We start from the raw sequence: 12608 nt of genomic DNA, 5'->3' as shown, positions 1-12608 counted from the left end.
ACACGATGAACACATCAAAAACATCTCTAGCGCTCGCTCTGACAACTGCGGTTGCACTCTCGGCAGCAACATTACCGGCACAGGCAGCCAGTAAAGAAAAATGCTACGGAGTCGCACTTGCCGGACAAAATGATTGTAAAGCCGGACCGGGTACTTCTTGCGCCGGAACATCGAAAACCGACTATCAGGGAAATGCATGGAAGCTTGTGCCGAAAGGGACTTGTATGGATATGAGCTCTGAAACCTCACCAACAGGTCATGGACAGCTCAAAGCATTCTAAGTCGGGGAATTCGCGATGATTGAACTTCGTCCAACCCCATCCGCCGAAGACGTGCAAACGTCTTCGGGCTTTCCACACTTGAGTGGGGTGAGCTTAAAACCCTGTCATTATCAGGCGATTCTGGCAGAAAAACCAACCATCGGTTTTTTTGAAATCCATGCCGAAAACTACCTCTCCGCCGGAGGCCCCAACCGTTACTATCTGGAAAAGATTCGGGCCCATTATCCGATCACCGTTCATGGCGTGGGCCTTTCTATCGGTGGCGAGTCGCCGTTAAACCGGGAGCACCTCAAGAAAGTCGCGCAACTGGTCGAGTGGATTGAACCACTGGTTTTCTCAGAACACCTGGCATGGTCCAGCCATTTCAATCATTTTTTCAACGATTTACTGCCACTTCCTTATACAGAAAAAACGCTGGCGCAAGTTTGTGCGCACATTGATCAGGTTCAGGAACAACTGAAGCGCCCCATGCTACTGGAGAATCCATCGACCTACTTGCGCTTTAAAACAACAACCATGAGTGAGCTGGAATTTATCACGACTATCATCCAGCGGACCGGATGCCAGTTACTACTTGACGTCAATAATGTTGCCGTTTCCTGTTTTAATCATCAGCAGGATCCTTACCAATATATCGATCAATTTCCGGGTCAGGCCGTGCGACAGATTCATCTGGCCGGTTACGCTGTAGACAAAAATGAGACCGTCCCTCTGAGAATTGACAGTCATGATCGGGAAGTCGCGGATGATGTCTGGCAACTCTATCAATATACGTTGCAAAAATGGGGCGATAAACCCACGTTGATTGAATGGGACGGACAACTCCCGGAACTGGTGGTACTGCAACAGCAGGCAACAATGGCAGATCAGATCCGGACGCGTATTCAACGAACCGTTCAATCAGCATCAGGGGCCGAACATGCAACAGCAATTTAGCCAGTCGATTCTGATGCAAAACGATGACGCACTGCCACAAATCGACGCCGCATCAGTCGCAGAAAGACAAGCTCGCTTTGCCGTTTACCGCAACAATGTCTATCACTCACTGACTGAGGCACTGGAAGAAATCTATCCGGTCTGCAAACAGGTGGTTGGTGAGGATTTCTTCCGCATGCTGGCGGGACATTTTATTCAACGTTATCCGCCAACTTCGCCAATATTGAGCGAGTATGGGGCGCAATTTGCTGAGTTTTCCCGCTCGATACCACAGCTTTCATCGCTGCCTTACTTCAGTGAATTAGCCCAGCTGGAATATCAGTTATTGCAATTGACCCACGCCGCCGATATCCCCGTACTCTCTATCAGCGATATTCAACAACATCTGGCAGCATGCGCCGACCCGACACAATCGGTCTGGCAACTCACGGACCCCTGTTGGTTATGGCAAACCTCTTATGCTGTTGGCTTAATTTATCAGGCCCACCAGCCAGACTCAGCCGTGATGATTCAGGATATTCAATGGAATAAAAGTGAGTACCTACTACTGACTAAAAGTTCGTACTATGGGGTGTTCTATCCTCTTTCTGCGGATGAATACCACTTAATTCAACAGCTAAAGCATGGCGTCACGCTCGCGCAAGCCAGCCAAAATATCGTACCTGACCATTTTCCGGCGTTATTTGCAACGCTATTGCAAAAACCCATTATTCGAGCCATTTGGCCACAATAGGAGCCTGTTTATGTCACTGCCGCTGCTGAAGAAAATATCGGCCTCTCCGTGGACCGAATCGATCATCTTATTGCTGAGTCGCTTTGGCCTCGCTGCAATTTTCTGGCTCTCCGGACAAACCAAAATTGAAGGCTTTGCTTTCAATTTGATTTCCGGCCCAATCCATTTCGGCTGGCCGATGATCAAGGACAGCACATTTGCCCTGTTCGAATATGAATATGACCTCCCAGTCATTCCTTATGTGATGGCTGCTTACCTTGCCACGATTGCCGAACATGTGCTTGCCGTCTTATTACTTACCGGATTGGCGACCCGTCTTGCCGCGCTGGGAATTTTTGGTATGACACTGGTGATTCAGATTTTTGTTTACCCGGATGCTTATCCGACACATGCGACCTGGCTGGCACTGAGTGCCTGGATCATGTACAAAGGCGCGGGCGCGATATCACTAGATGCCCGGCTAAGGTGTCGCGGCTTCAATCAATAAGTCGTAAGTAAGTGTAGTAACCAGTAAGTAAACCGACACAATGAATCTATAAAAAAACCGGGCAATCTCATTGCCCGGTTTTTTTATTTCTCACGATAGCTGCGCCATGAATGTCAATTAAATATCTTCATTGCCAGCTTGCGTATCCGCTTCATCAACCACATCGTCAATGTCAATCCGGGTCACCCGTTGCAGGCCACGCGGCAGTAATGCACCTCTGCGGCCTCGTTCGCCCCGGAAGTTCTCCAGATCGTCAGGTTTCAGTCCAAGCTTACGTTTACCGGCATAGATCGTCAGTGCAGCCCCTTGCGGCAACACCATCAGATGAGAGACAAACTCTTCTCTTGCTTTGGCTTTTGCTGAAGGAATATTAATGATCTTGTTGCCTTTGCCTTTCCCCAATTGAGGCAGATCTTTAATCGGGAATAACAACATCCGTCCCTGATTAGTGATCGCCATAATTTCATCAGATTCTAAACTGCTCAGCGGCTGCGGCGTCATGATCAGTGCGTTATCCGGCAAGTTCACCAGTGCTTTCCCGCTGCGGTTTTTGGAGAGAAAATCACTGCCTTTACAGACAAATCCATATCCGGCATCTGAACCGACCAACCAGAGCTGATCTTCATCGCCCATGACCACCTGACGGATTTGAGTGCCTTCTGCAACATTCAAACGCCCGGTAATCGGCTCACCCTGAGAACGGGCGGATGGCAAGGTGTGTGCTTCAAGCGAGTAACTACGGCCATCACTGCCGAAGAACACCGCCTGCTGATTACTTTTCCCGCAGGCATGCGCCAGATATTGATCGCCCGATTTATAGTTCAGCCCCTGACAATCGATATCATGACCTTTCGCATGACGAATCCAGCCTTTATCCGACAAAATGACTGTAATCGGTTCACTCGGTACCAGTTCTCTTTCCGTTAAGGCTCTTGCTTCGGCCCGCTCAACCAAAGGAGAACGACGGTCATCACCATATTTTTCAGCATCGGCTTTGAGTTCTTTTTTCAGCAGCGTATTCAAACGACGCTCTGAACCAAGCAGTTGTTCTAATTTATCCCGCTCTTTTTCCAGTTCTTCTTGCTCAGCCCGGATTTTGAACTCTTCCAGTTTTGCTAAATGACGCAAGCGTGTATCCAGAATCGCATCCGCCTGAATTTCCGTGATACCAAACCGCGCCATCAGAACGGCTTTCGGATCATCTTCGTTGCGAATTATCTCAATGACTTCATCAAGATTGAGATAAGCAACCAGCAAACCCTCAAGGATATGTAGCCGGGCCAGCACTTTATCCAACCGGAACTGCAAGCGACGCTTGACCGTACTCCGGCGGAACTCAAGCCATTCGGATAAAATTTCCACCAACCCTTTCACCTGAGGACGATTATCCAGCCCAATCATATTCAGGTTCACACGGAAGCTCTTTTCTAAATCCGTCGAAACGAACAGGTGATTCATCAGCACATCACAATCGACTTTTTTCTTGCTCGGTACAATCACAATTCGGGTCGGATTTTCATGGTCAGATTCATCACGCAGATCTTCGACCATCGGCAGTTTCTTCGCCCGCATCTGGCTGGCGATTTGCTCCAGCAGTTTCGCACCGGAAACCTGATGAGGCAGTGCGGTAATGACAATATCACCACCTTCTTTGTGCCAGACGGCCCGCATCTTGATACTGCCACGACCGGTTCGATAGATTTTTTCGATATCGGTTCGCGCAGAGACGATTTCGGCTTCGGTCGGGTAATCCGGCCCCTGAACGAATTCCATAATCTCATCTAAGCCAGCCTGTGGTTTATCGATGAGATGGATGACTGCGTTGGCAATTTCCCGGACATTGTGCGGCGGAATATCAGTGGCCATTCCGACAGCAATCCCCGTAACCCCATTAAGCAGGATATGTGGCAAGCGTGCCGGCAACATTTGTGGCTCGCGCATGGTGCCATCAAAGTTGGGTTGCCACTCAACGGTGCCTTGCCCGAGTTCGCCAAGCAGTATTTCCGCAAAACGCGACAGCTTGGCTTCGGTGTAACGCATCGCTGCAAAAGATTTCGGATCATCCGGCGCCCCCCAGTTCCCCTGACCATCCACCAGCGGATAACGGTAAGAGAAAGGTTGTGCCATCAGAACCATCGCTTCATAACAAGCCGAATCACCATGCGGGTGATATTTACCCAGCACGTCCCCGACGGTCCGTGCTGATTTTTTATATTTGGCCGAAGCCGATAACCCAAGCTCCGACATCGCATAAATAATACGGCGCTGAACCGGTTTCAGACCATCGCCAATGTAAGGCAGTGCGCGGTCCATAATGACGTACATCGAGTAGTTCAGGTATGCGTCTTCCGTAAACTTACGTAACGGCAGCTGTTCTACCCCGTCAAAACTGATTTCTGTTGCCATGTTTATACCTCTGCCAAGTCACCGTTGCGTTGCAACCAAGTTCTTCTGTCGTCAGCTCTTTTCTTACCAAGCAACATGTCCATCATCTCATCGGTTGCTTCAGCATCATCGATGGTGAGCTGGACAAGGCGACGCGTATTCGGATCCATGGTTGTTTCACGTAACTGAAGTGGATTCATCTCCCCCAGTCCTTTAAAACGCTGTACGTTGATTTTGGCTTTTTTCTGACTCAGGCGTTCCAGCACGCCATCTTTTTCCTGATCATCCAATGCATAGTAGACTTCTTTACCGCAATCAATCCGGTAAAGCGGAGGCATCGCAACATAGACATGTCCGGCACGAACCAGCGCTGGGAAGTGGCGCGTAAAGAGTGCGCATAATAACGTCGCAATGTGCAGTCCATCTGAATCCGCATCAGCGAGGATGCACACTTTACCGTAGCGCAGGCTGTCGAGATCGTTGTTGTCGGGATCAATCCCCAACGCCACTGAAATATCATGAACTTCCTGTGAAGCCAGCACTTGATCGCCGGAGACTTCCCATGTGTTGAGAATTTTCCCCCGCAATGGCATCACGGCCTGAAACTCACGATCACGGGCCTGTTTGGCACTGCCGCCCGCCGAATCCCCTTCCACCAGAAATAATTCAGTCCGACTGAGATCTTGCACCGTACAATCGGTCAGTTTTCCCGGCAGGGCTGGTCCTGAAGCAATTTTTTTACGGACGACTTTTTTACTGGCCCGCATCCGACGGTGAGCATTTGCAATGCAGACCTCGGCTAGTTGCTCTGCCAGTTGTGGTTTTTCATTCAACCACAGACTGAATGCATCTTTGACAACCCCGGAAACAAATGCAGCGGTCTGACGTGATGACAGGCGTTCTTTGGTCTGTCCGGCAAACTGTGGATCCTGCATTTTGACAGACAAGACGTAGGAGCAACGTTCAAAAACATCTTCACCCGTCAGTTTAACCCCACGCGGTAATAAATTACGGAATTCACAAAACTCACGCATGGCATCGAGTAGCCCCTGACGCAGTCCATTGACGTGCGTGCCACCTAATGCTGTGGGAATCAAGTTGACGTAGCTTTCGGTGATCATATCACCACCTTCCGGTTGCCAAATCACGGCCCAGGTGGCGGCTTCAATCTCAGCTTTAAACTCACCGGTAAAAGGCTCTTCAGGCAACAACGTGTAGCCTTTAACACCTTCAGCCAGATAATCCTTCAAGCCATCTTCGTAGAACCAGCGGTAGTCATTACCATTGACTTTATCGTCGAAGGTAATCTCAAGGCCGGGGCATAATACCGCTTTAGCGCGCAGGTTGTTAATCAACCGCGAAACCGAGAAATTACCAGAATCAAAGTAGCTGCTATCCGGCCAGAAGTGAACGCTGGTTCCGGTATTTCTACGGCCACAAGTGCCGGTCACCGTCAGGTCCGAGACTTTATCACCATGCTCAAACGCAATTTCGTAGACTTGCCCGTCACGCCGAACGGTGACTTCCACCCGTTTGGACAAGGCATTGACGACCGAAATCCCCACCCCGTGCAAACCACCGGAGAACTGATAATTTTTATTGGAAAATTTACCTCCGGCGTGAAGCTTACACATGATCAGCTCAACGCCTGAAACTTTCTCTTCCGGGTGAATATCAACCGGCATACCCCGCCCGTTGTCGATCACTTCCAGAGATTGGTCAGAATGAAGAATAACTTGGACCTTCGATGCATACCCGGCTAACGCTTCATCAACACTATTATCAATGACCTCCTGACCTAAATGGTTCGGACGTGCGGTATCGGTATACATCCCTGGTCTGCGACGCACTGGTTCTAAGCCATTCAATACTTCAATGGCACCAGCATTATATTGTTCAGTCATATTTCGGGATGCTTATATCAATCAATGATTCTAACTTTGCGCTCAATCTGTAAACATTTCGAGATTATTTACAGTTGTCACTGAAAAAAGTTTATTTGTATGGCACACATCATACGTGGGAAATGCCAGAGACTTCAATCCTCCTCTTTCCCATCGATGTTTGAGGTATAGTCTGGAAGAGAAGGCGTCCTGTCAAGCATCTGTCAGGCTTCGGCCTTAGTTTCTGACACTTTTCTCAATGCATGTCAAAGTTCCAGAAATTCGAGAATCGCAGCAGCGTAGCGCTCAAAGCCCACAAAGCTATGATCGCCCCCCTGTTCTACGGTTTGTCGGGCGTCTCGAAATTTATCAACCGCCTGACGATAATCAAGCACTTCATCACCCATTTGTTGTAACAACCAGAACTGGCTTGGATCAGGCAGTACCTCGATATCCAACCCCTTAAGTTCCTCGATATGGCACGCTGCCAGCGTATACTTTTCATCTGTATATGGATTCACCTGTTCGCCAAGATAGTCTTGTAACAATTCGTAAGGGCGAACCGCCGGATTCACGACAACAGCCCTGAGATGAAACTGTGAATTCAGCCAGATAGACAGATAGCCACCGAGCGAGCTTCCTACCAAACCAATACGATACGTTTGCTGTTTCTCTCGAATCAACTCGAAAAGCATTTGGGCGGCTGCTTCAGGGAAACAGGGAAGCTGTGGCACAATGACTCGCATGTCAGGACGATAATCACGGCAGTATTGCTGCATAATCATCGCCTTATGAGATAAAGGGGAGCTGTTGAAACCGTGAATATAGATCAATAAAGAAGGTTTGTGCATTGATGACCTCATCCTCGCCCCATGCGGGTGATTTGCTGTTATCAGTATCCGTTTGCAGAGAAGTCAGGTAAGAAAAGACCTTGCTTCAAACGACCAACCTGTGTCGTCAGTTGTCCGTCGGGATGAAGCTCCAGTTCACGCCAACCGGGAGAGACTAAATCCAAAGCGAACTCATCCGAGTGCGGCTTAAACTGAACGCACGTTGACGGTGTAGACATCACCTGAATCCCATGGTAATCACGCTCCATCACTTGGTGGACATGACCGCAAATGACACCTTTAACGTGCGGGTATTTCAACAGGACTTCCCAGAATGCGTCGCTGTTTTTCAACGTATGCTGATCCAACCAACGACTCCCGACTAACAACGGGTGATGATGGAGTAAAATCAGCGTATGTTTTGCCGGCGTCTGCCGTAAAATCTCGTCCATCTGTTCGAGCTGTTCAGGACTGATATGCCCATAGGGAACCCCGGAGACCTGAGAATCGAGCAAAATCATCTGCCAGTGGGCACCCACTGTCACGTGTCTCGGTTGGATGATTTGAGAATTTGCCAGAATGGTTTTCATCGCAATTTGCTCATCATGATTTCCCGGCAGACACAAACAGGGCTTCTGCAAAGGCGCAATGCCATCGACAAAAAGCTGATAAGACGCTTCGGAATGATCCTGAGAAATATCTCCGGTCGCCAGAATGAGCTGATAATCGACATTTCTGGCGATCACTTGTTGCACGACAGCCTTAAAACTATTGGCTGTATTGACACTGAGCAAGCTGCCCTCATCAGAAGCAAATAAATGAGTATCGGTCACCTGAAGCAGTTTTATACTCTCAAGATGTTCGGTATGAAACGAAACGTCCAAATTTACTTAACCTTATGAAGATGATCGATCCCGGATATTAATCGGTGCACGAGTAATACCATGCTTTAAACAAAAGGTCAGCCAGTCACCTAAAAAGCGGTTGGTCTGCGCCTTTTCATCTTTTTGTACCATACTATCGTTCGGATAGTCGTAACGAGGTTTTAAACGGTGTATCTGTTCAGCGCTACACACCTCAGCAACACGCGCATCGTGATATAAACGGACCGACATGGTGGGTAAGGGAAATACAGCCACATCATCACTCTGACAGATTTTGACCAATGTTGTATATTTGGTCACTTCCATAACTTCGAGTTGATAATTCATACGCAAGGCTTGGTAACAACGCACATCTTCAGCGCTGTGCAGCGAAGGCAACAACGCATTTAGTTTTGCGTAGTTTGTTTCATAAACCCGCATCAGCTCAGGTAAATCAACATGATACGGCTTTTTCATTGCTACTTCTGCCATTGTGTCTTCAGTTCTTCCCAGTTTAACGCCAGCCATTGTAACGCGATAATGGAGGCACCATTTTCAATTTTACCCGTCTTCACCCAGTCATAAGCCGCTTCCCGGCTTAATACATGGACACGAATATCCTCATCTTCCCCATCCAGCCCGTGAACACCATGCGCGACAGAGGAATCGACTTCACCGACATACACGTCAATCATTTCATTACATCCGCCGGATGAAGGATAATATGACGTTACCGGAGTAATCCGCCCGACGACGAGTCCCGCTTCTTCAACAGATTCCCGACGCACAACGTCTTCCGATGATTCACCTTCTTCGACAATCCCGGCAACAACTTCAAACTGCCATGGATGCTGGTTTTCAAGCGCACCAACACGAATTTGTTCAATTAAGACCACCTGATCAAGCACCGGATCATAAAGCAGCACGGCAGCAGCTCGTCCCCGAACAAACATTTCCCGTTCAACAACCCGGCTCCAGCCGCCTTCAAACTGCCTATATTTGAAATAATACTTTACCATTTTGAAGAAGCCGTTAAAAAGTGTCTCTTTTTTGACAACCTGCAAATCTTGAGCAGAAAATTGTGTCGGCTCTTTTTGTGAGGATCGCATTCTTTCTCTTCTCCATTTGAATGTTTAAATTTAACCATGTAAGAGTTTACGTACCAAGGATGCAGCTCAATTTTTTATACAAAAATTACTAAAATAGTTAAATTAAGTAATTTGTTTACTATACAGATGGATAATTAACCAGAAAAATGACAAACTGCCTGAGCACTTCTTCGGAAATTTAGGTTAAACTATCGAGCGCAATCTCTCATGACAATATTGCAGGAATAGGAAGAATGAAAAAACTGCTCCCACTATGCGTCAGTATCACTCTGGGCAGTCTGTCCCCAATCGTTTGGGCAGATACCCTTGCGGAAATCTATGACCAAGCCAAACAAAATGATCCCCAGTTGCTTCGCGCAGCGGCACAACGAGACTCAGCCTATGAAGCAATAAAGTCAACCCGGGGAGAACTCTTACCACAAATTAACCTGTCCACAGGTTACAACATTATCAGCAGTAATAAAGATGTTGCAGATAGCAAGCAATGGTCAGCAGGGGTGACTTTATCCCAGAAGCTTTATGACCGAAACAGCTGGCTGAATCTGGGTATTGCTGAGAAAGCCGCTCGTCAGGTCGATTCTCAATATGCGCAAACACAACAGAACCTGATTTTACGTGTTGCTCAAGCTTATTTTGAGGTGCTCAGAGCCAAAGATAACCTCGCTTTTGTGCGTGCTGAAAAAAATGCCGTGGCTCGCCAGCTTGAACAGACAAAACAACGTTTCGAAGTCGGCTTATCTGCGATTACCGATGTCCATGATGCTCAGGCACAGTACGATAGTGTGCTGGCAGATGAAGTGTTAGCTGAAAATAATCTGACGAACAGCTATGAAGCGATTCGGGAGATTACCGGTCAGGCACACGATCATCTCAGCCCATTGGATACCGATCGTTTCTCTGCCAGTCGAATGAACAACACGATGAGCGAGCTGGTCAACGAAGCTCAGAAGAAAAATTTATCGCTGCTGACGGCCAGAATCGGACAAGATATTGCCCGTGAAAAAATCGCTTTAGCCAGTTCAGGACATTTACCAAACCTGAGTTTGGATGCGGGCTATAGCACTAAACATGAATACGAAGAGTCCAATGCGAACTATAAAGCTTTCGATCCGATCAATAATGTCAGTGTCGGTGTCAACCTCTCCGTTCCCCTTTACACCGGTGGTAAAATTACCGCAGAGACCAAACAAGCCGAGTATGGTTTAACTCAGGCCAGTGAGGATCTTGAGGCAAGCTATCGTAGCGTTGTCAAAAATGTTCGGGCATACAATAACAACATCAACGCCTCTATCGAAGCGATCCGGGCTTACCAACAAGCGGTTGTGTCGGCAAAATCGGCACTGCAAGCCACGGAAGCCGGTTTTGATGTCGGTACCCGAACCATTGTGGATGTGTTGGATTCAACCCGTCGCCTCTATGATGCTAACAGAAAGCTATCTGATGCCCGTTATGATTACATCTTGAATGTGCTTCAGTTAAAACAGGCTGTCGGGACCTTAAATGAACAGGATATCCTTGATATCAATGCGGGTCTGAAATAATTCTCCAGATATGCCGCTCTGTATATAAAAAAGCCAGCTTTGCTGGCTTTTTTATTGATTGTTTCTTTAGGGATTGTTGCCGGGTGTAACGCTTAACCACGGCCACCTTTGATAGCTTCAATAATTTCAGACGTCGAGCAACCATCTTCAAAATTCAGCACCCGGACTTCCCCTCCGGCAGCAATCACCTCTTGACCACCAGCGATCTCTTCAGGACGATAATCACCGCCTTTGACCAGTAAATCCGGCAATACAGTCGCAATCAGTCGTTGCGGGGTATCTTCGCTGAACGGGACAACCCAGTCCACCGCACCTAACCCGGCCAGAACCGCCATACGGCGATCTGTCGGATTAACCGGACGACCGGGGCCTTTCAAGCGCTTGACCGACTCATCCGTGTTCACGGCGACAATCAGGCGATCACCCAGTTGTGCCGCATGATTAAGATAAGAGACATGTCCGGCATGAAGAATATCGAAACAACCATTGGTCATGACCACTTTTTCACCACGGGCCTGTGCTTTTTTGACCGCTTCAATTAATCCTTTCTCACTCACAACCCCGAAATCAGTATCCTGACTGCCATGAATCGCTTCTGCCAATTCAATCGTTGAGACGGTTGATGTCCCGACTTTGCCGACAACAATACCTGCAGCGGCATTGGCCAGCGCACAGGCTTCATCTAATGGTTTGCCTGCAGCAACAGAAGCTGCCAGAACAGAAATAACCGTATCTCCTGCTCCCGTCACATCATAAACTTCTTTAGCCAGCGTCGGTAAATGGAACGGTTCATGTCCCCGTCGCAGCAAAGTCATGCCATGCTCACTTCGTGTCACTAACAAGGCCTCGAGTTCATATTTGTCAATCAAGGCAAAGCCTTTCTCAACCAATTCATCGTCCGAGTGGACTTTACCGACCACCATTTCAAACTCAGCCATATTGGGCGTCAGTAGCGTGGCTCCCCGATAGCGTTCAAAATCGGCCCCTTTCGGGTCAATAAAAACGGGAACACCGAACTGTTTGGCTTTCTGAATTAACTGTTGAACATGCTCCAAAGCCCCTTTGGCGTAATCCGATAAAATCACAGAGCGGGCCTGAGGCAACGCGCTTTCCATCCGCGCCAGAATCAGCTCGGGATCGGTATTCTCGAATTTATCTTCAAAATCAAGACGGATTAACTGTTGTCCGCGACTTAATACACGTAATTTGGTAATCGTGGGATAAGACGGTAAGGCGACAAAATGGCAATGTACATTTAATGAAGTCAGCTTTTCTTCCAACACTGCGGCTGGCTCGTCCTGTCCGGTTAACCCGACAAGATGTGCCTGTCCGCCAAGCGATGCAATATTCATAGCAACGTTTGCTGCCCCGCCCGGACGTTCCTCATTATGTTCAACTTTCACGACAGGAACCGGGGCTTCCGGTGAAATTCGCCCAGTCGGACCATACCAGTAACGGTCCAGCATCACATCACCAACAATTAAAACACCTGCTTGATTATAGTCAGGTAGAATTGGCTTCATTAGAACTCTCCAGTTTTTCGATTTGTTCAGAGTTTAT

12 protein-coding genes are annotated in these 12608 nt (G+C 48.1%); 5 read left to right on the top strand and 7 right to left on the bottom strand.

Annotation, left to right across the window (positions count from 1 at the left end; all coding sequences use genetic code 11):
* The first annotated feature begins 5 nt into the window (after window positions 1-5).
* Genes OCV37_RS02500 through OCV37_RS02485 form a run of 4 tightly spaced genes read left to right on the top strand, consistent with a single transcriptional unit; the run spans window position 6 to window position 2437 of the window.
* On the top strand, window positions 6-281 hold the full coding sequence (locus tag OCV37_RS02500) for a BufA1 family periplasmic bufferin-type metallophore (RefSeq protein ID WP_038178203.1): 276 nt from the start codon (window positions 6-8) through the stop codon (window positions 279-281).
* Window positions 282-296: 15 nt separating this feature from the next.
* Complete coding sequence (gene bufB, locus OCV37_RS02495) at window positions 297-1217, top strand: MNIO family bufferin maturase (RefSeq protein ID WP_038178204.1); 921 nt, start codon at window positions 297-299, stop codon at window positions 1215-1217.
* Window positions 1201-1950 carry an HvfC/BufC N-terminal domain-containing protein gene (locus tag OCV37_RS02490; RefSeq protein WP_051680279.1) on the top strand — a complete coding sequence of 250 codons (750 nt, stop codon included), beginning with the start codon at window positions 1201-1203 and terminating at the stop codon, window positions 1948-1950. Before bufB ends, OCV37_RS02490 begins: the two co-directional genes overlap by 17 nt.
* 10 nt (window positions 1951-1960) lie before the next feature.
* A complete protein-coding gene (locus OCV37_RS02485; RefSeq protein ID WP_038178205.1) occupies window positions 1961-2437 on the top strand; it encodes a DoxX family protein in 477 nt (158 codons plus the stop codon).
* A 117-nt stretch (window positions 2438-2554) separates the two neighbouring features.
* On the opposite strand, the gene parC is transcribed toward OCV37_RS02485, so the two are convergent.
* The 6 genes from parC to nudF all read right to left on the bottom strand — a co-directional run bounded on the left by parC (window position 2555) and on the right by nudF (window position 9507).
* Entirely contained in the window at window positions 2555-4843 is a 2289-nt protein-coding gene (parC, locus tag OCV37_RS02480) for a DNA topoisomerase IV subunit A (protein WP_038178206.1), read from the bottom strand.
* A 2-nt stretch (window positions 4844-4845) separates the two neighbouring features.
* The gene (parE, locus tag OCV37_RS02475; protein ID WP_038178207.1) at window positions 4846-6726 is read right to left on the bottom strand and encodes a DNA topoisomerase IV subunit B; all 1881 of its coding nucleotides are present in this window, start codon (window positions 6724-6726) and stop codon (window positions 4846-4848) included.
* A gap of 245 nt (window positions 6727-6971) precedes the next feature.
* A complete protein-coding gene (gene yqiA, locus OCV37_RS02470) occupies window positions 6972-7556 on the bottom strand; it encodes an esterase YqiA (protein ID WP_038178208.1) in 585 nt (194 codons plus the stop codon).
* A 41-nt stretch (window positions 7557-7597) separates the two neighbouring features.
* Entirely contained in the window at window positions 7598-8419 is an 822-nt protein-coding gene (gene cpdA / locus OCV37_RS02465; protein ID WP_038178209.1) for a 3',5'-cyclic-AMP phosphodiesterase, read from the bottom strand.
* 12 nt (window positions 8420-8431) lie between these two features.
* On the bottom strand, window positions 8432-8890 hold the full coding sequence (locus OCV37_RS02460) for a DUF1249 family protein (RefSeq protein ID WP_038178210.1): 459 nt from the start codon (window positions 8888-8890) through the stop codon (window positions 8432-8434).
* The gene (gene nudF / locus OCV37_RS02455) at window positions 8878-9507 is read right to left on the bottom strand and encodes an ADP-ribose diphosphatase (RefSeq protein ID WP_038178211.1); all 630 of its coding nucleotides are present in this window, start codon (window positions 9505-9507) and stop codon (window positions 8878-8880) included. Before nudF ends, OCV37_RS02460 begins: the two co-directional genes overlap by 13 nt.
* Window positions 9508-9740: 233 nt before the next feature.
* On the opposite strand from nudF, the gene tolC reads away from it, so the two are divergent.
* Complete coding sequence (tolC, locus tag OCV37_RS02450; RefSeq protein ID WP_038178212.1) at window positions 9741-11048, top strand: outer membrane channel protein TolC; 1308 nt, start codon at window positions 9741-9743, stop codon at window positions 11046-11048.
* A 92-nt stretch (window positions 11049-11140) separates the two neighbouring features.
* Here the strand turns inward: tolC and hldE are convergent, their stop codons facing one another.
* A complete protein-coding gene (gene hldE / locus OCV37_RS02445) occupies window positions 11141-12571 on the bottom strand; it encodes a bifunctional D-glycero-beta-D-manno-heptose-7-phosphate kinase/D-glycero-beta-D-manno-heptose 1-phosphate adenylyltransferase HldE (RefSeq protein WP_038178213.1) in 1431 nt (476 codons plus the stop codon).
* Window positions 12572-12608 lie beyond the last annotated feature (37 nt).

Source organism: Vibrio rhizosphaerae (assembly GCF_024347095.1).
In the GTDB taxonomy this organism is placed as follows: domain Bacteria; phylum Pseudomonadota; class Gammaproteobacteria; order Enterobacterales; family Vibrionaceae; genus Vibrio; species Vibrio rhizosphaerae.
The sequence above is the reverse complement of the archived record's forward strand: the minus strand, read 5'-3'. Positions and strand labels throughout refer to the sequence as shown.

Excerpts from the sequence above, each read along its gene's own strand:
- OCV37_RS02500 (WP_038178203.1), top strand. The coding sequence starts at position 6 with ATGAACACATCAAAAACATCTCTAGCGCTCGCTCTGACAACTGCGGTT.
- bufB (WP_038178204.1), top strand. The coding sequence starts at position 297 with ATGATTGAACTTCGTCCAACCCCATCCGCCGAAGACGTGCAAACGTCT.
- OCV37_RS02490 (WP_051680279.1), top strand. The coding sequence starts at position 1,201 with ATGCAACAGCAATTTAGCCAGTCGATTCTGATGCAAAACGATGACGCA.
- OCV37_RS02485 (WP_038178205.1), top strand. The coding sequence starts at position 1,961 with ATGTCACTGCCGCTGCTGAAGAAAATATCGGCCTCTCCGTGGACCGAA.
- parC (WP_038178206.1), bottom strand. The coding sequence starts at position 4,843 with ATGGCAACAGAAATCAGTTTTGACGGGGTAGAACAGCTGCCGTTACGT.
- parE (WP_038178207.1), bottom strand. The coding sequence starts at position 6,726 with ATGACTGAACAATATAATGCTGGTGCCATTGAAGTATTGAATGGCTTA.
- yqiA (WP_038178208.1), bottom strand. The coding sequence starts at position 7,556 with ATGCACAAACCTTCTTTATTGATCTATATTCACGGTTTCAACAGCTCC.
- OCV37_RS02460 (WP_038178210.1), bottom strand. The coding sequence starts at position 8,890 with ATGGCAGAAGTAGCAATGAAAAAGCCGTATCATGTTGATTTACCTGAG.
- nudF (WP_038178211.1), bottom strand. The coding sequence starts at position 9,507 with ATGCGATCCTCACAAAAAGAGCCGACACAATTTTCTGCTCAAGATTTG.
- tolC (WP_038178212.1), top strand. The coding sequence starts at position 9,741 with ATGAAAAAACTGCTCCCACTATGCGTCAGTATCACTCTGGGCAGTCTG.
- hldE (WP_038178213.1), bottom strand. The coding sequence starts at position 12,571 with ATGAAGCCAATTCTACCTGACTATAATCAAGCAGGTGTTTTAATTGTT.